This is a genomic window from Collinsella sp. CLA-ER-H3 (assembly GCF_040092425.1).
In the GTDB taxonomy this organism is placed as follows: domain Bacteria; phylum Actinomycetota; class Coriobacteriia; order Coriobacteriales; family Coriobacteriaceae; genus Collinsella.
The window spans coordinates 57,129-79,608 of the sequence record NZ_JBBNLP010000001.1 but is presented as its reverse complement, the minus strand read 5'-3'; the positions used below and the strand labels follow the sequence as shown (position 1 = coordinate 79,608).

General features: G+C 60.6%; 22 protein-coding genes. 1 reads left to right on the top strand and 21 read right to left on the bottom strand.

Going from position 1 to position 22,480, the window contains the following annotated elements; all coding sequences use genetic code 11:
- Positions 1-67: 67 nt before the first annotated feature.
- The 21 genes from nagA to tmk form a co-directional block, all read right to left on the bottom strand.
- The gene (gene nagA, locus AAAX32_RS00395; RefSeq protein WP_349099553.1) at positions 68-1,237 is read right to left on the bottom strand and encodes an N-acetylglucosamine-6-phosphate deacetylase; all 1,170 of its coding nucleotides are present in this window, start codon (positions 1,235-1,237) and stop codon (positions 68-70) included.
- 117 nt (positions 1,238-1,354) lie between these two features.
- Positions 1,355-2,521: a tagatose-6-phosphate ketose isomerase gene (agaS, locus tag AAAX32_RS00390; RefSeq protein WP_349099551.1), complete on the bottom strand. Its 1,167-nt coding sequence runs from the start codon at positions 2,519-2,521 to the stop codon at positions 1,355-1,357.
- A 114-nt stretch (positions 2,522-2,635) separates the two neighbouring features.
- On the bottom strand, positions 2,636-3,367 hold the full coding sequence (locus tag AAAX32_RS00385; RefSeq protein WP_195246907.1) for a GntR family transcriptional regulator: 732 nt from the start codon (positions 3,365-3,367) through the stop codon (positions 2,636-2,638).
- 184 nt (positions 3,368-3,551) lie between these two features.
- Positions 3,552-4,634 carry a PTS system mannose/fructose/sorbose family transporter subunit IID gene (locus AAAX32_RS00380; protein WP_022094609.1) on the bottom strand — a complete coding sequence of 361 codons (1,083 nt, stop codon included), beginning with the start codon at positions 4,632-4,634 and terminating at the stop codon, positions 3,552-3,554.
- Positions 4,624-5,424 carry a PTS sugar transporter subunit IIC gene (locus AAAX32_RS00375; protein ID WP_089572403.1) on the bottom strand — a complete coding sequence of 267 codons (801 nt, stop codon included), beginning with the start codon at positions 5,422-5,424 and terminating at the stop codon, positions 4,624-4,626. Before AAAX32_RS00375 ends, AAAX32_RS00380 begins: the two co-directional genes overlap by 11 nt.
- A 90-nt stretch (positions 5,425-5,514) precedes the next feature.
- Entirely contained in the window at positions 5,515-5,997 is a 483-nt protein-coding gene (gene agaV, locus AAAX32_RS00370) for a PTS N-acetylgalactosamine transporter subunit IIB (RefSeq protein WP_117716286.1), read from the bottom strand.
- 36 nt (positions 5,998-6,033) lie between these two features.
- Entirely contained in the window at positions 6,034-6,315 is a 282-nt protein-coding gene (yajC, locus tag AAAX32_RS00365; protein ID WP_117583566.1) for a preprotein translocase subunit YajC, read from the bottom strand.
- On the bottom strand, positions 6,315-6,758 hold the full coding sequence (locus AAAX32_RS00360; RefSeq protein WP_055310428.1) for a PTS fructose transporter subunit IIA: 444 nt from the start codon (positions 6,756-6,758) through the stop codon (positions 6,315-6,317). Before AAAX32_RS00360 ends, yajC begins: the two co-directional genes overlap by 1 nt.
- A 629-nt stretch (positions 6,759-7,387) precedes the next feature.
- Positions 7,388-8,473, bottom strand: a complete 1,086-nt coding sequence (locus AAAX32_RS00355; protein WP_349099549.1) for a hypothetical protein — start codon at positions 8,471-8,473, stop codon at positions 7,388-7,390.
- Positions 8,474-8,599: 126 nt separating this feature from the next.
- Positions 8,600-9,685, bottom strand: coding sequence for an isocitrate/isopropylmalate family dehydrogenase (locus AAAX32_RS00350; RefSeq protein ID WP_349099547.1), 1,086 nt, complete (start codon positions 9,683-9,685; stop codon positions 8,600-8,602).
- 6 nt (positions 9,686-9,691) lie between these two features.
- Positions 9,692-10,390 carry a hypothetical protein gene (locus AAAX32_RS00345; RefSeq protein ID WP_117564743.1) on the bottom strand — a complete coding sequence of 233 codons (699 nt, stop codon included), beginning with the start codon at positions 10,388-10,390 and terminating at the stop codon, positions 9,692-9,694.
- Positions 10,391-10,405: 15 nt separating this feature from the next.
- Entirely contained in the window at positions 10,406-10,834 is a 429-nt protein-coding gene (locus tag AAAX32_RS00340) for a hypothetical protein (RefSeq protein WP_055310425.1), read from the bottom strand.
- A 5-nt stretch (positions 10,835-10,839) separates the two neighbouring features.
- Positions 10,840-11,919, bottom strand: a complete 1,080-nt coding sequence (locus AAAX32_RS00335; protein WP_349099546.1) for an NAD(P)-binding domain-containing protein — start codon at positions 11,917-11,919, stop codon at positions 10,840-10,842.
- A 98-nt stretch (positions 11,920-12,017) separates the two neighbouring features.
- Positions 12,018-12,971 carry a DegV family protein gene (locus tag AAAX32_RS00330; RefSeq protein WP_349099545.1) on the bottom strand — a complete coding sequence of 318 codons (954 nt, stop codon included), beginning with the start codon at positions 12,969-12,971 and terminating at the stop codon, positions 12,018-12,020.
- A gap of 79 nt (positions 12,972-13,050) precedes the next feature.
- Positions 13,051-13,635, bottom strand: a complete 585-nt coding sequence (gene raiA / locus AAAX32_RS00325; RefSeq protein WP_035137685.1) for a ribosome-associated translation inhibitor RaiA — start codon at positions 13,633-13,635, stop codon at positions 13,051-13,053.
- A 317-nt stretch (positions 13,636-13,952) separates the two neighbouring features.
- Positions 13,953-14,963, bottom strand: coding sequence for a transporter substrate-binding domain-containing protein (locus AAAX32_RS00320; protein WP_349099730.1), 1,011 nt, complete (start codon positions 14,961-14,963; stop codon positions 13,953-13,955).
- Between the two features lie 732 nt (positions 14,964-15,695).
- Positions 15,696-16,805, bottom strand: a complete 1,110-nt coding sequence (locus AAAX32_RS00315) for a hypothetical protein (protein WP_349099543.1) — start codon at positions 16,803-16,805, stop codon at positions 15,696-15,698.
- An 11-nt stretch (positions 16,806-16,816) separates the two neighbouring features.
- Entirely contained in the window at positions 16,817-17,623 is an 807-nt protein-coding gene (locus tag AAAX32_RS00310; RefSeq protein ID WP_349099542.1) for a double zinc ribbon domain-containing protein, read from the bottom strand.
- Positions 17,624-17,725: 102 nt separating this feature from the next.
- On the bottom strand, positions 17,726-19,426 hold the full coding sequence (ricT, locus tag AAAX32_RS00305) for a regulatory iron-sulfur-containing complex subunit RicT (protein ID WP_349099540.1): 1,701 nt from the start codon (positions 19,424-19,426) through the stop codon (positions 17,726-17,728).
- Positions 19,417-20,544: a DNA polymerase III subunit gene (locus tag AAAX32_RS00300; RefSeq protein WP_349099538.1), complete on the bottom strand. Its 1,128-nt coding sequence runs from the start codon at positions 20,542-20,544 to the stop codon at positions 19,417-19,419. Before AAAX32_RS00300 ends, ricT begins: the two co-directional genes overlap by 10 nt.
- A 1-nt stretch (position 20,545) precedes the next feature.
- Complete coding sequence (tmk, locus tag AAAX32_RS00295; protein WP_349099537.1) at positions 20,546-21,229, bottom strand: dTMP kinase; 684 nt, start codon at positions 21,227-21,229, stop codon at positions 20,546-20,548.
- 240 nt (positions 21,230-21,469) lie between these two features.
- On the opposite strand from tmk, the gene AAAX32_RS00290 reads away from it, so the two are divergent.
- Entirely contained in the window at positions 21,470-22,453 is a 984-nt protein-coding gene (locus AAAX32_RS00290; protein ID WP_349099535.1) for a zinc ribbon domain-containing protein, read from the top strand.
- The last annotated feature ends 27 nt before the right edge of the window (positions 22,454-22,480 follow it).

Below are 22,480 nucleotides of genomic sequence, written 5' to 3'. Positions count from 1 at the left end.
GTGCTTTTGAGCGTTTAACCCATACGGCGGTTCCGAGCAGATTCGGGCCCGCCGTTTTTTTCTATCGTTACTCGGTAAAGGCGTTGCCGACGCTCTGGCCGCCAACATAGGTCTCGACGAGGGCGAGCTCATGGTCGAACACGACAAAGTCGGCGTCGCGACCCGGCATAATGCTGCCGCACTTATCCTCGATGTGCGCGGAGCGCGCCGGCACCTCGGTTGCCATGCGAATGGCGATATCGGCGCTGGCGATGCCCCAGTCGACGATGTTCTTGACACCCTGGGCAAGCGTGAGCACCGAGCCGGCAATGCTCTTGCCGTCGGCGAGCCAGCACAGGTTGTCCTTCATGATGACGTCCATGCCGCCACTGGTGTAGCTGCCCTCGGGCATGCCGCCGCAGCCCAGGCAGTCAGTGATGAGCACCGTATGCTGCCAGCCCTTTGCCTGCAGCAGCGCCTTGATGGCGGCAGGGTTCACGTGCTTGCCATCACAGATGATCTCGGCGTAGGTCTCGGGCGTGGACATGGCAGCACCCACGACACCGGGCTCACGGTGATGCAGACCGCGCTGGCCGTTATAGGTATGCGTAAAGCAGCTAGCACCGGCGTTGATGGCGGCGATGCACTCATCGTAGGTGGCGTCGGAGTGACCGATGCTGGTCACCACACCCTTGGCGTTCAAAGCAGCCGCATAAGCAGGGGCACCGTCGCGCTCGGCCGCCATGGCGCTCTTAACGATGCGGCCGCCCGCAGCCTCCTGCCACTGATCGAAGACCTCCTCGGAGGGGTCGATCAGATAAGCGGGGTTCTGCGCGCCCACGTGCTTCATGGTAAAGAAGGGGCCCTCCAGGTAGATACCCTGAATGCGAGCACCGCAGAAGTCGGGGCCGCGGCCTTCGTCAGCCTGGGCGATGGCGGCGCAGGCGTCCTTAATCTGCTCGACGCCATCGGTGAACGTCGTGGGCAGCCAGCTGGTGGTACCACGACGGGCGAGCTCGGTCGAGCTGATATCGATGCCCTCGGGATCGTTATCGGTAGTCGAGTGGTTATAGAAGCCATGGATGTGGGTGTCGACCATACCCGGTGCGATCCACGATCCCGTGTAGTCCTTAATCTCGCAAGAGGGCTCGTCGGCCTGCCAGGCGCCAAAGACGCCATCCTCGACCATAAGATAGCCGCCCAATTGCGGGCCTGCCGGCAAGAAGAACTTGTCAGCCTTAATTGCGTACGTGCTCATATGCACTCCTTGCTTCTAAAGCAGTTGACTGTGGTGATGCTTATACCCAGCCCACGTAAAACAAAAAGCGCCCGCCCGCCGTTATGAGCGGACGGGCGCCCTTACAGGGGGACGCGATTAAGCGGTGAAGGGGTGAATCGTCACGCCCTTAACCACGCGGTTGACCGTGCCGGTGGGGCTCGGCGTATCGGGCGTGTTGCCCACGCGTACGGAGTTGAGCAGGCTGATGGCCTGGGCAAACATCACGAACGGCAGGGCGAGGTAACCCTCGGGGAGTGCCTCATAGCCCTTAAAGGTGAAGGACTCGCCCTCGTAGACGGTAGCGCCATCCTGCTGAACGGCAACGGTGTGCTGAGCGATCTCGTCGCCACCGATCTCGTTGAGGATGTCGATATCGTACTGACGGGTGTAGGCATCGTTGTTGACGAACACGAACACGAGGGTCTTGTCGTCGACGAAGGACTTGGGTCCGTGACGATAGCCCATGGAGGTGTCGTAGGAAGTAGCGACCAGACCGTGAGCGAGCTCGAGGATCTTGAGCTGGCTCTCCTGGGCAAGGCCGCCAAAGGAGCCGGAGCCCAAGTAGGTCACGCGGTTGAAGTCGCCAGCGAGGTAGTCGGCAACCTCGGACTCGCGAGCGATGACCTCCTCGCCCATCTTGGCGATGGTCTCGACCCACTCGGCCTTCTGCTCGTCAGAGGCAGTGTCGAAAATAAGGGTGGAGAGCAGGGTCATGCAGGAATAAGAACCGGTCATGGCGAAGCCCTTGTCGTTGGCGCGCGGAATGAGCAGCGTCAGCGCGTTGGGATCATCGGCAGACTCGACGGCGAGCTTGCCCTCGGGAGCGCAGGTGATGTTGAGGAACTTGACGTTGTGGACGAGCTCCTTGGCAACGGCGACGGCAGCAAGGCTCTCGGGGCTGTTGCCAGAGCGGGCAAAGGAAACCACGAGGGTGGGATCCTCGGCGCGCAGGAAGTCGCGCGGGGCGCTCACGATGTCGGTCGTAGCGATGGGCTTAAAGTCGTAGAGATCAGTGTTGCCAGCGTGACGCAGGTACGGGGCGCAGGTATCGCCAACGTAGTCGGACGTACCGGCACCGGTGAAGACAACGGACAGACGGCCCTCGCCCATAGCGCGAGCCTCGGCCAGAAAGGCCTCGATGGCCTCCTTGTTCTCGTGATAGATGTTGAGCGTATCACGCCAAAGCTCGGGCTGCTGAGCAATCTCGGCCGTGGTGATCTGGGCGCCGAGCTCGGTGAGCTCCTCGACACTCTTCTCGAACATTTCTAATACCTCTCTCTAGAAGTAATCCTCTGACGTGCAATTATACACTTCGGTTGGTTATCTGGTAGTAACCAGTTAAATACAAAGAATCATCATATGGAAACGGTGCAAACACTAGTCGCTACGCTGGTGGTAAACCTTGTATTTAAACTGATCGGCACGAGCAACCGAGAGCGTATACTCCACAACCTCGTTTGACTCGTTATACGTAGTCCTAACCAAATCGAGCACAGGCGAGCCCTCGACGATTTCCAAAAGGTGGGCATCGGTGGGACGGGCTATGCTCGCATAGAACTCCTCTTCGGCCACGCGTATTTTTTGCTGAAAGTCTTGCTCAATCACATCGTAAAGCGGCTTACGCTCCAGCAGCGGTCGCTTTAGGGACATAAATTGACGAACCGGTAGATAGCTGCGTTCGACCATCATGGGCATGTTGTCGGCAGATCGAAGGCGCTTGAGCTTAAAAATGCGATCGCCGATACGCAATCCCATATGCTCGGCCAGATTCTTATCGGCCTCCATCTCGCAAAACTCGAGAATCGTGGTCTCGGGGTCGCGACCCATCGCGCGCATCTGCTCGGTAAAGCTGTAGGACTGCATAAGATTGGTTGCCTTTGCCGAACGGTCGGTCACAAAGGTACCGCGACCGTGCTGCCGAACCACCAATCCTAAACGCTCCAGTTCCTGCAGAGCCAGGCGTACCGTAGTGCGCGAGAGACCATAGCGCTCCGATAGTTCGCGCTCGGAAGGAATCATGTCACCGGCGCGATATTCATGGTCAATCTTTTCGGTCAGAATATCGACCAGCTGATCGTACAGCGGTTGCTTACGCGCTCCGATCGCCATCCTATCCTCCCATTTTCTCAAACTCGGCTACTACCTTGGGTGTTTAGCATTATCTGTCTGCCACACCCAAATCAACAAGAAAACAAAAGCCGCGCGCTCTTTCGAGCACGCGGCTTTTAACATACACATGGCTTAAGGGGTCGGGGTGTGAGCCGCGTAGGGACACACCCCTCAAGCTAGAGCCTTACCAGATGCTCGGCCAGAGACCAAGCGGGCCAGCGCCCAGGATGCCGAGGACGAAGAGCAGCAGAATGCCCTTGGTCGGGGTCCAGCTGTGCTTAGCGAACATGTAGTAAAGCAGCAGCGTAAGCATAAGCGGGACGAGCTTCGGCACGATGGTGTTGAGGGTGTCGGCAACAGAGAAGTTGACCGGATCCTCGGTAACGGTGCCGTAGGTAACGGACTCCATGCCGTTGCCCAGATCGGTGACGCCGCACTCGACAGCGTTGCCGTCGGCATCGGAGGCGGTGAGGGCGTTGCCGTCCTCATCGGTCATGGCGATGGTACCGGCCTCAGCGGTCTCGGTATCGATGCCCTCCATACCGGTGAAGTTCTCGGCCTCCTTCTCGGAGACGATCACGGTAGTAGCGGAGAGGCCACGGGTGGTGCCGTTGGGGATCTGGAGGTTGATCTGGGTGCCACCCATGGTGACGACCAGGCAACCGACGACGAAGACGCCCATGATGGAAGCGGCACGCGTGAAGGCCTGCATGTTGGCAGTCAGAGCGTCAATAGCGCTGGTGCCAAGCTTGTAGGACCAGTTCATGAGCCAGAAGCGCAGAGCGAACTGGACGACATTGAAGATCACCAGGAAGATGATCGGTGCAGCGGCGTTGCCGTTGATGGCCATGTTGGAGGTGATGCCGGCCGTGATAGGCACGAGCGTCAGCCAGAACAGGGCGTCACCGATACCACCGAGCGGGCCCATTGCGGCGACGCGGACGGCGCGGATCGTGGGGATGTCAACCTTGTTCTGCTCGAGCGAAAGCACGATGCCCATAACAAAGGTGACGAGGAACGGGTGGGTGTTGAAGAACTCCAGGTTGTGGCTCATGGAAGCCGCGAGGTCGTTCTTGTTGGTGTGGATCTTCTCCAGACCGGGGATGATGGAGTAGAGCCAGCCAGCGGCCTGCATACGCTCGTAGTTGAACGAGGCCTGCAGGAAGCAGGAGCGCCAAGCCATCTTGTTGAGGGTCTTCTGGTCGAGCTGCGGAGCAGGAGTGAGATCCTCGTAGTGCTCCGGGATCACATACTCATTAGATGCCATCTTCGAAGTCACCTCCGTCAGAAACAGCTGCACCCTTCAGCTCGGTCTGCTGCTGGAAGTCCCAGAAAGCGATGCCGAAGCCGATGAGAGCGAGGATGAGCAGAGCAGGGGTTGCCAGCGAATCGTTGGCAACGGTGATGAGCGCGAGGCCAAAGCCCATGAGGAAGAAGCCCCACATATCGCGGTTCATCATTACCTTGAGCAGGACGGCGAAGCCGACGAAGCGCATCATGCCGCCTGCAGCGGAGAGACCGGTCTGCAGCCAAGTCGGGATGGCGGAAGCGATGGTCTGACCGATGGTAGCGCCAGCGATGAAGAACAGGGTGACGACGACAGCGAAGATCAGGCCGAGCAGAGCCATGGCGAAGTAGTTCAGACGCTCGATACCCTTGGTGTCAGCGTTGTGAGCCATGTTGTCCGCGGAGGACATGAGCGGCGACATAAGCGTGAAGACCAGGGTAACGCCGAGCTGACCAAGCAGAGCGAACGGAATGGCAAGGCCGACTGCCGCGTTGGGCTCGAGGCCCGTAGCGATAGCGAGAATGGCTGCCATGATGCCGCCGATGACGGCGTTAGGCGGCTGAGCGCCTCCGATCGGCATGTTGCCGATCGTCATGAGCTGATAAGTACCACCCACGAGAAGACCGGTGTTGAGGTCGCCAAGGATAAGACCGATGACGGCGCCGGTGACGATGGGCTGATAGAGAGACTCGAGGAAGTTGAACTGGTCGATTGCCGCGACGAACGTGACGATGAAGACCAGAGCGACCTGGATGATCGAGTATTCCATCTTGCTCCTCCTTTCAAAATGTATGTACGCACTTTGGATTTCACGTACAGAATGTCAGGTTTTCATTCCTGACAACGTGGATCATGAGGATTACGAGAAGAGCTTGCTCGTGTCCTCAACAGGCGTGCTCGGAACGCGCCTGATCTCCAACTCCACCCCCAATTCCTGCAGCTCTTTAAACGCAGCGACATCCTCGTCGTTAACTGCGACGGAGGTGGCGACTTGGCGCTTTCCTTCCGACATGTGCATGTTGCCGATGTTTACCTTCTTTATAGGCACACCGCCCTTGACGAGCGTAAGCACGTCTTCCGGTGTTTCGGCCACGATGAAGATCTTCTGGCGCGGGCTCGCCTTGCCAATGACGTCGATGGTCTTCTGCAGAGAGAAGAAACGCGTAGCGACGCCGGCGGGAGCGGCCATCTTCATGAGGTTCTGGCGCATGGTGTTGGTCGCCACGTCGTCGTTGGCGACGAGGATGAGGTTGGAGCCCAGAGTGGAGTTCCACTGGGTGGCAACCTGACCATGAACCAGTCGGTTATCGATGCGGGTAAGAAGAATGTTGGGTTCTGCCATGTTGATCAGCTTCCTTTCGTTATTTGCTGACGACAGTTACTTGATCTCCTGAATCGCGTAACGCGAAACGTCTACGACGGCTCCGGATCGGACTTTGATCTGGACCTTTTCGCCTTCGATGCCTTTTACGGTTCCGTAGATACCGCCGGCGAAAAGAACCTCCTGACCCGGCTTGAGCTCGGTGTGCAGCTCCTTGAAGTACTTCTGCTTCTTCTTCATGTTGATTTGCGACCAGATGGTGTAAATCAAGCCCATGATGACAAGCAGGCCTAAAAGGGCGACCGAGGAGCTCAAGACGCTGGCTCCGAAATCGGCCATTAGATGCCGTCCTCGTCGCCGAAGATATCCTCTTCCTCGGAGCCGGCAACAGAAGCGACCGTCTGGGCGGTGATGCCCGTCTGGCCAACGGTCACTGCCTGCTCGCCAAGCTCGGCGAGCGTGGCATTGCCGCGGAGGAACAGAAGCTCAATAACCATGGGAAGGTTGGTGCCAGTCAGAACCTCGACGTTGTCGACATCCTGGGCAATCATCATCGACTGGTTGAACGGGGTGCCGCCAAGCAGGTCGGTAAAGACGAGCACGCCATCGCACTCCTCGCGCATGGCAGTAATAGCGGCGCGGAGATCCTCACCGTAGGATGCGGCCTGGTCGCCCTCAAAAGGAACGACGGTAAAAGCAGGCTGGTCGCCGGCAACCATAGCGATAGCGCTTGCAAGGCCGGGTGCGAACTGTCCATGACCGGTAAGAATAAAGCCAACCATTCAAATTTCCCTTCCGAAGGTGTGTACGATCTGAGTCCGATGATGTTCGAAAGCCAGCGGGCGCTCGCCCTTAAAGCTTCTTAGAAAGCGTTCTTTGAAGACCAGTGGTTTCTAAACTGGTAGTAACCACGTGACGTGTTGTCACTATATCACCACAGAAGAGGTTGCTTTCGTTGATTCATACAGTAAAACGTTTTTGCACCGCTCACGGTAAAAAATCGACCGTTCACCGCTCGTTAACACTTCTACCTGCGGTTTTGAAACCGTTTGGAAATGCTTTGGCAAAAGATCGGAACTATTTTTGTGTCTGAACAACGCAGGGCGGCTAAAAATAGCGTGTAGAAAAATTGCAGGTCATTGTGAAGATATGTGAATTGGTCTTTTTGACTTAATACCAGTTAGAACCAGTTTTGAGATTATCGGTGAACGGTAGTTTTCGACCGTTCACCGGTTACTTGCAATCGCTTGCAGTTGTTTTCCCAGATGAATTAGGGAAACCCGATGAAGCGCTCGTGCGGGCGCGAGGCCTACCCCAGTGGTTTCGGTAACAAAAAAAGCCCGCTAGAACGTTGTCCGTTCTAGCGGGCTTAATCAGGTGATCGGTTAACGCGCAGTAGTGCAGGCAAACCTTACGCAAACAGGCCGTAGATGCTGATATTGGCCTTGGCGTAGAGGCCGTTAGCATACTCGGTCCACTTGGAGCTGGCGCTCGAAGCCTGCGAAGAATACTGCTGGTAAGCAGTGTAATAGGCGGTCATGGCCTGCTTATAGGTTGCGCTATCGGCCGTAAAGGCATCGTCGGCAAAGGCCTTGGCATAGGTGCTGTCGGCGTCCTTCCAGGTGCCCTTTGAGCTATCCCACTCGTCGCCGGCAAGGTTGATGATGTAGTCGGCGTAGTCCTTGCTCGCGGTCTCCTCGTTGCCGTCAGCAGGCTCGGTCGGGGCGGTCGGCATGCTTGCGGAGCTATCGCCCACCTTCTTCTTGTAGAGCTTCTGCAGCGTCGCAGACTGGCGGACGATCTGCTTGGCCTGGTCCTTGGACACGCCGTACTGCGTGGCCATGGTCTTGTAGTCGGAGGTGCCGATGGAATCCTCGGCGTACTGCTTCATTTCCTTGGAAGAAACGGTAATGCCCTCGTCCTCGGCAGCGTCCAGCAGAATCTGGTTGCGCACGTAGGACAGGATGACGTCGGCGGAAGGAGCGGTGTAGTTGCCATCGCTATCCTTGACGGTGTCGAGGCTGTACTGGCTCTCGATGGCCTCGCGCGCGGTGATATCGCTCTTCTTGCCGTTGTAGCTATAGCTTGCCACGGTCGAATCGAGCTGATCCTCGGTCAGGGTCGACGAGCCGACACCCTTGCCGCCAAAACCACCGTTGCCGATAAAGAAGCCGACCACGGCAGCGATCACGATGGCGACCACAAAGGCGGCAATCATCGTCTTCTTGTGCTTACAAGCGTGGTCGTCTTCGTCGGAGTCGTCGTTCTCGTCCTGCTCCTCAGGCATGAGGTTCTCGTCGGCGGCGTCCGCGGCGATCTTTGCCTCCAGGCGAGCGTCCTCCTCCTCGGCGGTCGTGCCAGCGGCGATATGTTCGGCAGACGTGCCGGCGACCAGGTCGATCTTCTCGTCCTCATCACCGTCGGGGCCTTCGCCGCGCTCGATGATCTGGATGCCGTCGATCTCGTCCTTCTCGTCCTTCTTTTGAATCAGACCCATATCAGTTACTCCTTGTTAGGGAACATAGCCCTCAATAGAATACGCCCGACGAGGCGCCGGGCGTATTGATTCTTAGGTTATACGCAAACACTTAAGTACTATTTAGGCGTTTGCAGCGTGCATACCTTAGGCCAGGTGCGCGATAACGGCATCGGCAAAGGCCTGCGTGCCCACAGCGCCCTCAACGGAGCCGGTCTGGGCACGACGCACGTCACCGGTAACCTGCTCGCCCTCGTCGAGCGTGGCAGAAACGGCGGCGCGAATGCGATTGGCGGCGTCGTTCTCGCCAAGGTGGTCGAGCATCATCGCAGCAGAGAGGATCTCGGCCGTGGGGTTGGCGATATCCTGGCCAGCGATATCGGGCGCAGAGCCGTGCGTTGCCTCGAAGATGGCGCAGTCGGCACCGATGTTGGAGCCGGGGGCCATGCCCAGACCGCCCACCAGGCCGGCGCACAGGTCGCTCACGATGTCGCCGTACAGGTTGGGCAGCACCAGGACATCGAAGTCAATGGGGTTCTGGACCAGGCCCATGCAGGTGGCGTCGACAATCTTGTCGTTGAACTCGATATCGGGATAGTTGGCGGCCACCTCGCGCGCCACGCGCAGGAACAGGCCGTCGGTCGCCTTCATGATGTTGGCCTTGTGCACGGCCGTCACCTTTTTGCGGCCGCAGCGGCGGGCGTACTCAAAGGCGTACTCCACAATACGGCGGCTCTTGGCGATAGAGATCGGCTTGATCGAGATGGCGGAATCGGCGGCGAAGGTCTTTTGGCCCGAACGCTCGACGAGTCGCGAGAGCTCCTCGACCTCGGCAGCGCCCTCATTGAACTCGATGCCGGCGTAGAGATCCTCGGTGTTCTCGCGCACGATGACCAGGTCGACGTCGCGGAAACGCGAGCCGTCACCCGGTTGCGACAGACAGGGGCGCACGCAGGCGTACAGGTCGAAATGCTTGCGCAGGGCCACGTTGACGCTGCGGAAACCCGTGCCGACCGGTGTGGTGATGGGGCCCTTGATGGCAACCTTGGTCTGCTCGACCGCATCGAGGACGTGCTGGGGCAGCGGCGTGCCGAACTCGTCCATGACGCCGGCGCCGGCCTCCTGGACGTTCCAGTTGATCTGGACACCGGTGGCCTCGACCACGCGGCGCATGGCCTGCGTAATCTCGGGACCGATACCGTCACCGGGAATCAGGACTACATCGTGCGCCATAATCTGTTACTCCTCGTCTTCGGCGTCGTCAGATTTTTTAACGCTAGCACGCTTCTTCTTTTTGGAGAGATCCAGGCCAAAACGTTTAACAAGCATTTCGCAAATCTCGCTCGAACGGGCCTTGAGATAGCTGCCCTTACCGTTCTCGGCATCGAACTTAAGGCGCAGCGCAAGCTTCTCGGCAACCTCGGCGTCGATCTCGCCCTGGCAAAACTCGTACAGGCAACCGAGCATGTCGCGATACTCAAGGTCGCCGTGGTAGCACTGGATGGCCTCGTCCAGGATGGGCCAAGCCTCGCGCGAACGCTCGACACTCGTGGCACCCCACACGCACAGCAGGCGGAAGGCGGCATAGCGCAGCGTGGAGGAGATCTCGTCGAACAGTGCAGTCTCGGCGCCCTCAAAGGCATCGCCCAGCTGCTCGGGGCAGGTGGTGGCGAGCGCCGTCAGGGCATCGAGGGCCTCCCAGCGGGTCTGTGCCTCGGGGCGGTCGAGCGCCTCGATCAACGCGGGCACGCAGGGCACGACGCGCTGCGGATCGCGCTCGGCAAGCAGGTGCAGCACGCGGGCGGCAAACTGGCGGATGCGGCGCGTGGGGCAGCCGAGCTCCTGGACCAGGCGATCGACGGCGTTCTCGTTCTCCTCTGCCAGCTGGAGCTGTGCCAGCTCCTCGTCGGTGAGCTGTTCGTCTTTGTTTTCTGCCATAGTTACCTCTTCTTACTATTTCTTAGCGTGCTTGCCAGCACCCTTGCTGTCATCGGTGACCGAGATGAGCTGTCGGTCGGCCGCGCCATTGCGACGCGCACGGCGGCGCTCCTCGGCGTCGCCCGCGTCGGCGGCGGCTCGATGAGCCTTGTTGACGTTAAAGACCTCGTCGTGCTTGCGCCACGGACCGACGGACTCGCCAAAGCTCATCTTAAGACCGGCGATAAAGCCACCGAGCCAGCCGATCGGCGCAAACTGCACCAGCGGGAACAGCGAGAACACCCAGGTCAGCAGGACGACTGCCGCCGCTCCTGCAAAGTTGGCAATCCAGTAGTCGCGCTTGGTGATCACGCGCTTTTCGCACGCCCACTGGCCGCACAAAAAGCCGATGTAAATCGCAAAGAGAAAGAGCACCAGCGCAAGCACCACGAACGTCCAGCTCATGGGCGCTACTCCCCGTGATGGTGGCCGCAGCAGCACTCGTGGCCGTCGTCATGGCCGTGGCCGCCGCAGCACTCGTGGTCCTCGCCGTGGTGATGGCCACAACCGCACTCATGGTCCTCGCCGTGCTCGCCGCAACCGCAACCTTCCTCGTGAGCGCCATGCTCCTCGGGGCGATACTGCGACCAGTCCAGACCGGCGGCGATGGCGTCGGCCTCCTCCTTGTAGAGAACCGTGATGGCCTGGGTGCCCAGCTTGGCGCCACCGATGGCGTCGAGCATGTCGTAGAGCGTAAAGGCGACGTCGGCGCCGGGCAGCGCGAGCTCGCGGTCGTCGGCATAGGCGAGCGCCAAGCGCAGGTCCTTGATGAAGTGCTCGACCATAAAGCCGGGCTTGTAGTCGCCGTCGAGCGCCTTGGGCGCCAGGCTCTCCATGGCACCGGACTTACCGGTGCCGCCCAGGATCATCTGACGGGTCTTCTCCAGATCAAGGCCGCTCAGCTCGGCAAAGGCCAGCGCATCGGCCATACCGACCATGCAGGCGCCCAGCGACACCTGGTTGGCAAGCTTGGCAGCCTGACCCTTGCCAGCGCCATCGAAGCAGCAAATATTTGCCGCAAAGGTGGAAAGGATGTCGCGGACCGGGGCGATGTCGTTTTCGGTAGCGCCCACGATAGCCGTGAGCGTGCCGGCGATAGCGCCCGACTCGCCGCCGGTGACGGGGCAGTCAAACGCCATGCGGCCGGAAACCTGGGCGGCCTCGGCAATGTCGCGCGCCAACTCGGGCGAGCTCGTGGTGAGGTCGATCAAGACCGCGCCGGGCTTAGTGCACGCGAGCAGGCCGTCGCCCGCCAGGTAGAGCTCCTCGACCTCGGAGGGATAACCCACCATGGTAAAGACGACGTCGGCGTTCGCCGCGGCATCTGCCGGCGTATCGGCCCAAACGGCACCGCGCTCGATGAGCGCGGCGGCCTTGGACTTGGTGCGGTTGTTGACCGTGACGGGATAGCCGGCATCCAGGATGTGGCCGGCAATGGGGGCACCCATGATTCCGGTGCCGATAAATGCGACGGAGAGCTTGTTTGCCATGAAACCTTTCCTTTTGGGTTGGGTGTTGTTACCAGGTTGAATACTCGGTGCCAGCGTTTGGGCTGTGAGTTGGGATCGATTACGGCCGCGTTACTTGCCTACTGACCGCGCACGCGGCGGGCGATGCGGTCGGAAAGCGACGCCTTGTCGGCGCGGTTCTTACCCCAAAACGCGCAGGCCACCATGCCGGGGCCCACGTGCGAGCCAATGGTGGGACCCACAGAGCTGCGGATGATGGTCACGTCGGCGCAGCCTTCCTCCTTGCGGATGGCGGCCTCGAGCCAGTCGCCGTCCTTTTCGGCATCGGCCGTCATAATGGCGATGGGCATGGTGCGATCGGGCACATAGTTCTCGCGGAACGACTTGAGAATGGACTTGAGCGCCTTCTTGCGACCGCGGTTGACGCCGATCAGCGACAGCGAGCCGGCCAGGTCGTAGGACAGCTCGGGTTTGACGTCGAGCTTTGCCGTGAGCTGTGCCGCCGCGGGCGGAATGCGGCCGCCGGCAGCCAGCGCGTCGAAGCTCTCGAGCGTAAAGTAGCCGTGCACGTAGGTCTTGGCCTCGTTTGCCCAGTCGACCAGCTGCTTAGCGGTCAGTCCCGCCGAGCGCTGGCGCACGGCCTCGAGCGCCAAGAGCTCGCCGGTCGCGCAGGGCAGGGCGTTGTCGACCACGTACAGCTCAAAGTTGGGATACTCGGCGCACACGGTGTCCGCCGCCTGGCACGCGGAGTTGTAGCTCGACGACAGCGCCGAGGTAAAGCACAGGTAGACCGTGGGCGTGCCCTCTTTGGCGCACTCGGTAAAGAACTCGATATAGCGACCGAGCGACACAGCCGAGGTGGACACGCGGGCACCGGCGCGCATGCGGTCGTAGAACTCCTTGGGTGTGATGCTCGACCAGATGTCATCCGTGCGCTCCTCGCCATCGATAATGAAGGGGAAACCCAAGATATCGACATCGAGGTTCGCGGCGACCTCGGGGCTAAAGTCGCAGCAGGTATCGACGACGATGCGGCAACGGTCCGAATGACCGGCGGATGCGGCCTTGTCCATCAAAGCGACTCCTTACGTAAAAAGGCGGCCACCCGCATGGGATGGCCGCCAACCGTTAACTCATGCAAGTTAACGTATTTTACTCGTCAAGTGTTTCGATGCGGGGCTTGATGATGCCATATCCACCATTCTTACGGTGATACACCACATTGATGAGACCGGTCGTCGCGTTCTCGAACACGTAGAAGTCGTGGCCCAGCAGATCGGTCTGCACCAGCGCCTGCTCCTCAGTCATCGGGGTGACGTCGATAACCTTCTCGCGGACGAGCAGGTCGTCCTCCTCCTCGGGCAGCAGCAGGTCGGCCAGATCCTCGACGCGCTCGACCGGCGCGACATCCGCGGCGCTGGCACCGCCCTGGCGGTTGTCCACGACCTTGGTCTTGAACTTACGCAGCTGGCGGGTGACCTTATCGGCGGAGAGGTCGATGGCGGCGTACATATCTGCACCATGCTCGGCAACGCGAATCACCGAACCGCGGGCGCGAACCGTAACCTCGACGATTGCCGGGTTGGGGTTCGAGGGGTTCTTCTCATAGCGAAGTACAACGTCGACCGTCATGGGCTCGATATCGAAAACCTTGAGCGCCTCGCCGATCTTCTCATCCACATGCGCACGCAGAGCATCGGTTACCGTCGTCTTGCGTCCAGAAACCTTGATATCCATACGTGGCTCCAATCTGCCTCGGGGACTTACTGTACTGGCTATGTACCCATTGCCGTGCATTTAATCACGCGGATTCCCAAAGACCCGAATAACGATTGCTTGATACCGCATACCGAAGTCTCGCACTTTTCTGTGGCAAAGTGCGCTATAGGAGGGAGCCGGCTACTTTGTATTTGGTCCCGAAAATTGGCTTTGACCTGCTGGTTTTATAGAGATGAAAAAGCCGGGCTCCTCTATTGGGGAAGCCCGGCAGTGCGTGTTGAAACCGTGAAGAGACGTCTCTCCTAGCGCATAGGAGACGCCACCCCTAGCAATAACTAGCTATTAAGCTTGTTAATGTCGTCGTCGGTGATGGTGTCTTCCTGGCTGGACGATTTGTCTTCGGAGGATGCGGTCTCATTGTTGGAATCGGAGGACTCGCTGCCGGAGGATGCGGAGCCAGACGACTGAAGGTTGACACCAGATACTGTCTTAGTGGTGAGGTCGTAGGGCATCGTGCCATACCAGACGCAGTGGACTGCCTCGAGCGTACCGTCGACCGTGATGCCGTCGAGGGCATCGCTCACGGCACGGCACAGTTCGTCATTGGACGAGAGGCCCGCAACACCAAGCGTCGAGGGCGCCTCGAGCGCACCGACATAGGAGATCTCGCTCATCAGGCGTGCAAGGTAGCCGCCGGCCGTGGAGTCGCAGATCACATAGTCGACTTCGCCGGACTCGAGCGCCTCAAAGCACTCGTTGATGTTGGGGTAGGTCTTTTGGTTGGCGGTGATGCTCTGCTTAGCAAGCGCCTCCTGCGAGGCCGAGGACATCTGGACACCCAGAGTAGACGTGTTAAGGGTATCGGTGGAAACGTTTAGCGACCCACCATCGCTGGTTCTACCGAACACGGAAGCGGCATCGTACAGGCAGGTGCCGAGTGAGCTAACGTCCCCGTCCGTGGAGTTGATCTCGCCGATAAAGATATCGGCCTTTTTGTCGCCGAGCGCGGAACCTGCCGAGGACGCATCGACAAAGGCGACCTTAAGGCCCATGCGGCTTGCGAGGGCGCGGGCAGCGTCGACTGCATACCCCGTGAGCTCGCCGTCGGCGCCCTGCATGGCCTGCGGCGCATCGGAGGTATCGAGGGCAACCGTCAGGGTACCGGGAGTGACCAGCGCATCATCCGACACCGTGGGCGTGACGGTCTCGTACTCGATCTGGTCGATCGTGGGAGTCGTGAACGTAGACAGCGGGTTGAACGCGCATCCGCTCAGGCCCAAAACGGCGATGACCGCTGCGGTCCCAGCACCTAACCGAGCCGCGTGCATCAAGCTGCCCCTCACCATGTCCACTACCCTGCCTTCTGTGTCGTATACGATCCGTGCGTCGCGCGGAATATCAGATTGTTCCCACCAGCTGACCTGGTATTTGACCCCACACTTGCGCACCGGGGTGTTTGCTCGGGAGGCCGCAGCCACCTTCACGACTGGCCCGCTCGCCCGCGAGGCGGTATTGCCCCAAAGAAAGTAGAACGGACGGTGCGGCTTACATCTAGGACGCGCCATGATCGCGCCGCGCGCACGCGGTCGCTTACGTGGATCCCTTTGACCGCGTCTGTCTTGGACTAGGACGGGCATTTCGTCCGTCCGCAACCACAGCCTGGCAGGAACGTAGCGCATTATAGCTAAGTTCAAGCTAAAGTTTAAGGTTAGGGGCGTTATTCGCATCGCGAGTACAGATTTCGCAGGTCGGAGCGGGCTATTCGTGCCCCTATGAAGCCCGGAGCTCCCCTACGGGGAGCTCCGGGGCACCCGTCTCAGGGTGCCGTGGCCAAAAAATAGCAAATATGAGTACTGTTACCAATTTAGTAGCAGGAGTTTTTGGCTCTGCAAGCTGTTTTCACGCTCTATAACGTCAGATTGATGCCAGGATATTCCACATTTGTTTAATAACTTTCTAATTTACCCCATCTTCCAGTCCCAAAATCCCTGATTTTACTGTTACTGAATTTGTAGCAGTACTCATATTTGCTATATTTTGGCCAGAGCATATATCCAACCCCCTGTTTCAGAGCATTGTTAGGCGGGTTTAAGCCCAAAACACGCCCGCAGCGTGTTAAGCAGCGCCTCTTGCTTTTTCCTGCGGGCATCGACACGATTCCGGTACCGCTTTCGCATACGCTGGTGCATGCGCCATGCGAGCGCCTCCATTGCCTCCATGTCGCAGAGCATCTCGTTATTGACCGTCGCGACCTCGATTCCCATAGTAATCAAGCCCGTGTTGCGTTTTTCATCATGGATACGTCCCCTCCGGGAGGAATGGCCCAGCTCACCGTTGTATTCCAGGTCAAACTGGGCTGCTTCCTGATACGCATCGCAAACTGCATGCGGCATCCCCGAGATTGCCTGCGCACGGTCATCGAACTCGATCTTGTAGTCGGTCTTAAAGGGACCGCAGGCAAATCCGCCATAGGAAAACGGAAGCGAAAACAGAGCGAGCATGATGCACTCCATGGGCGAGCGCAGATTTTCTGACAGGTAGGGACACAGGCGCAGCAGCTGTTTGGCCACATTCCCCTTGCATGCCGCGAGGTAATCTACCAGGCAATCGGGTGTCAGCACGGACTCGACCTCAAAGTAACCGACATCTGGCGGCTGGTCTTTGTCCTTTGCCAATTTGTTCACGACAGGCGATGTGTAGGGAGGTAGATACTGCCCGCGGTCACTCAGTGAAATCTTGGAACACAGTTCCTGGGCCAGGGCAAACGCCTGGATACAGCCGACCTCGCGGGCGACGGCAACACAAAGGGCCTCGGGAGATAGGCTGTACACCCCCGGTTCCACCTCTAGAATCGAGCCGGCAGGCAACCCAGAACACACGGACCAGCCCACACCAGGCATGCGGCGGCGCTGCGCCGCAGATCCCACCAGCAAGCACAGGTCTTCTTGCACCTCGCCGCTTTTGGCTCCAATTCGAACCAGGTCGAGAAGATAGATATCCTCGGTCGAAGGCGATGACGTGCACAGCACGCGGCGCTCCTCCTCGGGCTCAAGGTCCTTCCAGCCGACGTAGCCCATCTGCCGGCGCTCGGCGCGCATCATACGCAACGCCGAGGCACCCGTCAGGATCACGGAAGCCGCAAGCTGCTCTTTTGTCGGCTTGTTGCGCTGTTTGATTGTTACCGCCACACGAATCACCCCTACCAAACGCGTGTGATAGCGAGGCCATCAACGGCCGCGGCACCGGCGCGCTTGAGTTCCGCCGAAGCCGCTGCCATCGTCGCACCCGTGGTGATAACGTCGTCGATAAGCAGCAGGCGGCGGCCCCGCACGTCCTCAACGGTCTCGTACATGCCTCGGGCGCGTTCACGGCGTTCTTCACGACCGAGTTCACGCTGGTCGCCATGACCGTACTTAACGAGGGCGTCGAGTAGCGGAACACCCGACAGCTCGCAAAATGGGCGCGCGATGGCTTCCATATGATCGAAGCCGCGTCGCCGAAACGCCGCCGCCGTCGCGGGCACAAACACCACCGCATCGGCGCCGCACAACACACCACCGTAACGATCGGGTGCCGCGACCTGGGCATGTAAGGCGGTATCGTATAGCAGCTCTGCCAGATACGGCGCCAGGCGTCGCTCGCCCGCGTCTTTGTACGCTTTAATGATCCGCGGCAGCGGGTGCGTGTAAACGGCACATGCCAGGCACCGGTCGAGCGCTTCGGCCATCGCCGAGGACGTACCCTCGACCGAGCACTCGGTGCACAGCAAGTCTCCAAACGGGGCGCCGCATCGAGTGCAGCTATGCCGCGGGTCGATGAGCGCAAGCGCCGCCAAGCAGTCTTGGCAAATAAGCGCGCCGGAGCGCTCGCAGCCGGCGCATCGCGTGGGCGACAACGCCTCAAGCGCCTCGTGCGCCGCCCGCTCGGCAAACGGTAGCAATTCGTCCGCAAACGGTAGGATGCCGGCACCTTGCAGGCATCTCAACACGTTCAAATGTCTCTTCACGACACAACCCTCCCTACGCTCGGTCGCAGGGAGGGTTGTTGATTCAGCGCTATGGTACCCCGACGCGTTTGGGGTCGGGCAGGTTAAATCCGTTTGCGGGCGCTATTCGCCGGTGGGCGGTTGCGGTGCGGACGAGTTTTGGGTCGAGCCCTCGCCACCATCTTGACGCGGCTTGCGGGAACGGCGACGGCGACGGCGCTTTTGACCCTGGTCGGCCGAGCCCTCGCCACCGCGATCCTCGCGCGGCTCGCGCTCGTCGCGAGCGGCGCCACGCGAAGCCTTGGCAGCCGCTCCCCCGCCATCTCCGGGACGACGGCGCGTGACCTTGACCTCGCCATCCGAGACCTGATCGGCCACGGAGGGCACTGAGGGCTTCTGTTGCGCGCCCGAGGAATGGCGACGGCGCGGACGTGGCGCGCGCTCCTCCTCGCCACGCGGCTTGCCAGCCTTGTCGGTAGGCGCATCGGAGGCCGAGACGCCCTTGGGAGCGGCACCGGCCTCGCGAGCAGCTGCGGCGCGGAAGACGTCCTCGCGCTCCTCGCTCGACAGGTGACGGCGACGACGGCGCGTGGGATTCATGCCACCGCCGCGGTTTTGCTGCTGGGGCTGCTGAACCTCGCGCTCGCGGGAAGCGTTCTTGCCCGCGGCTGCAACCTCGGTAGCATCGCCCGAGCCCGCGCGCTTGCGACGGCGACGGCCATCGGCCGCCCCCTCGGCCTCGGGTGTCTCGGCCTTACCGCGGCCTTTTCCGCGGCCACGGCCCTCGCCCTGACCCTGACCGGCGCGAGCATCGGATTCAGCATCGCGACGACGGCGCTTGGGCATCGACGTGCCGGCCAGACGGTCGGCACTCGACAGGCCATCGCCCACATCGACGCCGTTTTCGCGATCGAGCTCCATGAGCGCCAGACGCATCTCGGGCGACTCGATGCGCTCGAGCACATCGCGCGTCACACAATCGGGGCGGCAATTGCAGCCCTGCTCGGCAGCCTTCTTCTTGCAGCCCTCCGAGCAGGTCATATCGGCCAGGTTGACCTTAAAGACTTTGCCGTTCTCCAGGCGCAGCACCAGCTGCTCACGCGGCGTGTCATATTCCTGAATACGCGCCTTGCCAAGCGGCGTATCGATGAGCGTCTTCTTTTTGGGCGCACGGCTCTTAAAGTCCTTGTACGCCTCGAACTCATAACGCAGGCAGCACATCAGGCGGCCGCACACGCCGCTGATCTTGGACGAGTTGAGCGGCAGGTCCTGCTCTTTTGCCATGCGAATCGAAACGGGCTCAAACTGTCCGCCAAAGCGCGTGCAGCAGAGCTCCTGTCCGCATTGGGCATAGCCGCCCACCAGACGGGTCTCGTCGCGCACACCGATCTGGCGCATGTCGACGCGAATATGCAGCGTCGAGGACAAGTCCTTGACGAGCTGGCGAAAATCGACACGCTCCTCGGCGGCAAAGTAGAACACGGCCTTCTCGCCGCCAAACAGGTACTCGACGCCGACCGGCTTCATCTCGAGGTCGAGCTCTTTGACCAGACGGCGGAAATCGACCATGGCCTCGTCGCCCTGGATGGCCAGGTCGTCAGCAAGCTGCAGGTCGATGTCGCTCGCCACGCGCAGCACGGGCTTGAGCGGCTGACCGATCTCGTCTTGCGGCACCTCAAAGGGATCGGCCGTGACCAGGCCGATCTCGGTTCCGCGCTCGGTGGAGCAAATGGCATAATCGGCCTCGAGGATATCCAGATCCTGCGGATCGAACCACAGGTCGCGCGAGGCGTAGGTAAACTTAACGGGTACGACTAACGGCATTTCAGTGCCTTCCTGATATCGAACAGCATGACCTCGATGGCCAGCTGGGGAGTAACGTTTCTGGCGATGTTGCGCTCGGCGGTTGCGACCGCCTCGAGCGCCCGCGTGGCACCCGCAACATTCGTCGCGGCGGCAAGCCGCCCGATCGTGTCGCGCACGTCCTCGTTCACAACGTCTGCCGCCTCGTCCTGAAGCGTCAGCAGCACGTCGCGCATGAGCGTCCGCGCGCTCGCCAGCGCTTCCATAATACCCGAACGCTCGCGCGCGTTGAGTTCGCGCTTGTTGCGGTCCTCAAGCTGCTTCAATGCTCCACGCGACAGGTAGTCGGCGTTTTGCTCGAGTACCTTTTCCTGCGTGGACTTGACCTCGGCGAGCGGCGCCTTGACGGCGACAATGAGCGACTTGGCGCGGCTGAGCACGTCGGCCTCGTCGGCGGCGATGAGCGAATCGATGGCGCGGACCATCTGACGGCGGGCGTCCTGGCGCTCGGCGCTCTTAAGAAACTCGATGCCGCGTGTGGGGCTTCCCGCCACGGCGACCGCCATGCGGCAACGCGCAGGGTCCTGACCGGTGGCGCGGCTCACGGCCTGCGCGGCGACGGCGGGCGATACCAGCCGAAACGGCACGCACTGGCAACGACTCACGATAGTGGGCAGCATCACGTCGGCCGAGGTGCCCAGCAAGATAAACATAACGCCCTCGGGCGGCTCCTCGAGCGTTTTGAGCAGCGCGTTGGCGGTGTTGGCACGCAGTTGCTCGGCACGGTCGACGATGTAGACCTTGGCCTTGGCGCGAATGGGCGCCAGCGGCACGTCATCGAGCAGCTCGCGGGTCTGGGCAATGAGGTAACCCGTGGCGCTCTCGGGCGTGTAATAGTGCACGTCGGGGTGCGTATGGCGGGCGACGCGCACGCAGCTATCGCATGAGCCGCAGCCGTCCTGCTCGCACAGGAAGGCTTGGGCGAGCGCCCACGCGGCGTCGAGCTTGCCCGCGCCGGGAGCGCCCAAAAACAGGTAGGCGTGCGATGCGCGACCACTAGCGACGGCATTGGTCAAAAAGTCACGCACGCGCTCTTGGGTGTCGAGCTTGGCCAGCAGGCTTGCCTGAGCGGGGGCCATGTTACTCGGCCTCCTTGGCAAGCGCGGCGGCGACGGCTTCCTGGGAAATGTCGAGGCCGTAGGCGCGAACCTGCTCGACCGTCTGCGCGAAAACGTCCTCGATGGACGCGGTCGCGTCGATGAGCTTTACGCGGTTTGGTTCCTCGGCGGCAATGGCGCAAAATCCCTGGTAGACACGCTCTTGGAAGGCCATGCCCTTGGCCTCCATGCGGTCGGCCGCACCACGGGCGGCCATGCGCAGCGCCGCCTGCTCGGGCGTGATGTGGTAGACGAGCGTGAGCGCCGGGTGCGTACCCGCGACGGCCAGGTTGTTGGCGTCGCGCACTATCTGGCGGTCGAGGCCATCGGCAAACGCCTGGTAGCAGGTCGTGGAATCGTAGAAGCGATCACACAGGACCACCTTGCCGGCCGCAAGGGCGGGCGCGATGACCTCGTGCACCAACTGGGCGCGCGCCGCCTCGTAGAGCAGCAACTCGCAGGTGTCTCCCATCGCCGTGTTGGCGGGGTCGAGCAGCAGAGCGCGGATCTTTTCGCTGATGGCGGTGCCGCCCGGCTCGCGCAGAGTTACGACCTGATAGCCAGCGAGGTCGAGCGCACGGGCCAGCAGGCGCGCCTGCGTAGATTTGCCGGCGCCATCGACACCCTCGAGCGTGATAAAGCTATGTTGAGCGGGCTCAAAAGCCATGGGCGCAGCCCCTTCCTACAAGGCGCGTAAATGCGAGTTATAGCAACCAAGCCATGATACCCCAGTGCTCGGCGCGTCCCCAATGGCTAAAGGTGCCTTTCCAAAGTTGCGGTGAAATAGGGGCTGATTGAAGCTCTGAGACCGCCAAACAGTCCCTATTTCACCGCAACGTATGATGGGGAATTTTGGATGCTGGGTATAATCGTCGTATTGCATTGAAATGTGGCGAAAGGAGTGGCAATGTCTCGGTATTGCGCCTCGTGCGGCAAACGTCTTGCAGATGATGCCAAGTTCTGCACCTCGTGCGGTGCACCCGTTGAGCAAACAGCCGCGAGCGATAGCCAGCCCGCTTTTGAGCAGACCGGCTCCCTTGATACGCCGCAAGCCAAGGCGGACGACCCCCTCGCCTATAGCCCCGATCCCGCCGCAAGGACCGAGGCCGTCGAGACCACGCAGCGCATACCCGTCGCGAGCGGCTCGCCCCAACAGCAGCCGGCTCCCGCATACGCGCCCGCTTCGCCACAGACCCCCGCTCCCAAAAAGAGCGGCACCGGGCCGCTTATCGCCATTATCGTTGTGCTGGTGGCGATCATCATCGCCCTGGTCATCTTCTTTGCAATCAGACCGTTCGACAACGCCGCCACGCAGACGACTGCCGAGGTAGCTAAGCTGCACCATGACGTCGACGACGATGACCTAAAGCCTCTCGGCGATCCCAACAGCCTGTACGACGATGATGACGATGACGACGAGGATGGCGGCGAAGCAACGCTCTCTGAGCAGAACCTCTACCGCCGACTGAGCGAATACTACGACCTGCTCGAAGATCTCGACAGCCAGGTCCGTGGCTGCGCGCAGAACTTCAACGGCAACTATCTGGAAGAGGATCGAACCACCCGTCAAAATCTCGCCGACGTCGCCGAGCGCACGGAGGACACCATCGAGCAGTATTACGACATCGTCGAGGACCTGGACGTCCCGACGAGCTCCAAGAACTACAGCTCCTGGAAGGACATCATCGCCCTGTACGACGATCTGGATCACCGCATTGACGCAATCTGTGATGCCTGGGAGATCAGCCTGAAATACACCAAGCCTGCGGACCACAAGAATGAGATCGTGGCGCCGCTGTCGCGCGACAACGTGGCGGGCACCAATGACAATAAGTACCGCCTAGACTTTGAGGAGCGCTATCCCGGCGCCAAGCCTGTCGAGGTGAACTAGCGCTTTGTCGTTCCCGAGCCGGCAGTT

Bases quoted from the DNA above. Each gene is read 5' to 3' on its own strand.
- AAAX32_RS00290 (WP_349099535.1), top strand. From the start codon at position 21,470: ATGTCTCGGTATTGCGCCTCGTGCGGCAAACGTCTTGCAGATGATGCC.
- raiA (WP_035137685.1), bottom strand. From the start codon at position 13,635: ATGGATATCAAGGTTTCTGGACGCAAGACGACGGTAACCGATGCTCTG.
- AAAX32_RS00375 (WP_089572403.1), bottom strand. From the start codon at position 5,424: ATGGAATACTCGATCATCCAGGTCGCTCTGGTCTTCATCGTCACGTTC.
- AAAX32_RS00380 (WP_022094609.1), bottom strand. From the start codon at position 4,634: ATGGCATCTAATGAGTATGTGATCCCGGAGCACTACGAGGATCTCACT.
- tmk (WP_349099537.1), bottom strand. From the start codon at position 21,229: ATGGCTTTTGAGCCCGCTCAACATAGCTTTATCACGCTCGAGGGTGTC.
- AAAX32_RS00335 (WP_349099546.1), bottom strand. From the start codon at position 11,919: ATGGCAAACAAGCTCTCCGTCGCATTTATCGGCACCGGAATCATGGGT.
- nagA (WP_349099553.1), bottom strand. From the start codon at position 1,237: ATGAGCACGTACGCAATTAAGGCTGACAAGTTCTTCTTGCCGGCAGGC.
- AAAX32_RS00360 (WP_055310428.1), bottom strand. From the start codon at position 6,758: ATGGTTGGCTTTATTCTTACCGGTCATGGACAGTTCGCACCCGGCCTT.
- agaV (WP_117716286.1), bottom strand. From the start codon at position 5,997: ATGGCAGAACCCAACATTCTTCTTACCCGCATCGATAACCGACTGGTT.
- AAAX32_RS00345 (WP_117564743.1), bottom strand. From the start codon at position 10,390: ATGGCAGAAAACAAAGACGAACAGCTCACCGACGAGGAGCTGGCACAG.
- agaS (WP_349099551.1), bottom strand. From the start codon at position 2,521: ATGTTCGAGAAGAGTGTCGAGGAGCTCACCGAGCTCGGCGCCCAGATC.
- ricT (WP_349099540.1), bottom strand. From the start codon at position 19,426: ATGCCGTTAGTCGTACCCGTTAAGTTTACCTACGCCTCGCGCGACCTG.
- AAAX32_RS00350 (WP_349099547.1), bottom strand. From the start codon at position 9,685: ATGGCGCACGATGTAGTCCTGATTCCCGGTGACGGTATCGGTCCCGAG.
- AAAX32_RS00300 (WP_349099538.1), bottom strand. From the start codon at position 20,544: ATGGCCCCCGCTCAGGCAAGCCTGCTGGCCAAGCTCGACACCCAAGAG.
- AAAX32_RS00320 (WP_349099730.1), bottom strand. From the start codon at position 14,963: ATGGTGAGGGGCAGCTTGATGCACGCGGCTCGGTTAGGTGCTGGGACC.
- AAAX32_RS00355 (WP_349099549.1), bottom strand. From the start codon at position 8,473: ATGGGTCTGATTCAAAAGAAGGACGAGAAGGACGAGATCGACGGCATC.
- AAAX32_RS00385 (WP_195246907.1), bottom strand. From the start codon at position 3,367: ATGGCGATCGGAGCGCGTAAGCAACCGCTGTACGATCAGCTGGTCGAT.
- AAAX32_RS00340 (WP_055310425.1), bottom strand. From the start codon at position 10,834: ATGAGCTGGACGTTCGTGGTGCTTGCGCTGGTGCTCTTTCTCTTTGCG.
- yajC (WP_117583566.1), bottom strand. From the start codon at position 6,315: ATGGCCGATTTCGGAGCCAGCGTCTTGAGCTCCTCGGTCGCCCTTTTA.
- AAAX32_RS00330 (WP_349099545.1), bottom strand. From the start codon at position 12,971: ATGGACAAGGCCGCATCCGCCGGTCATTCGGACCGTTGCCGCATCGTC.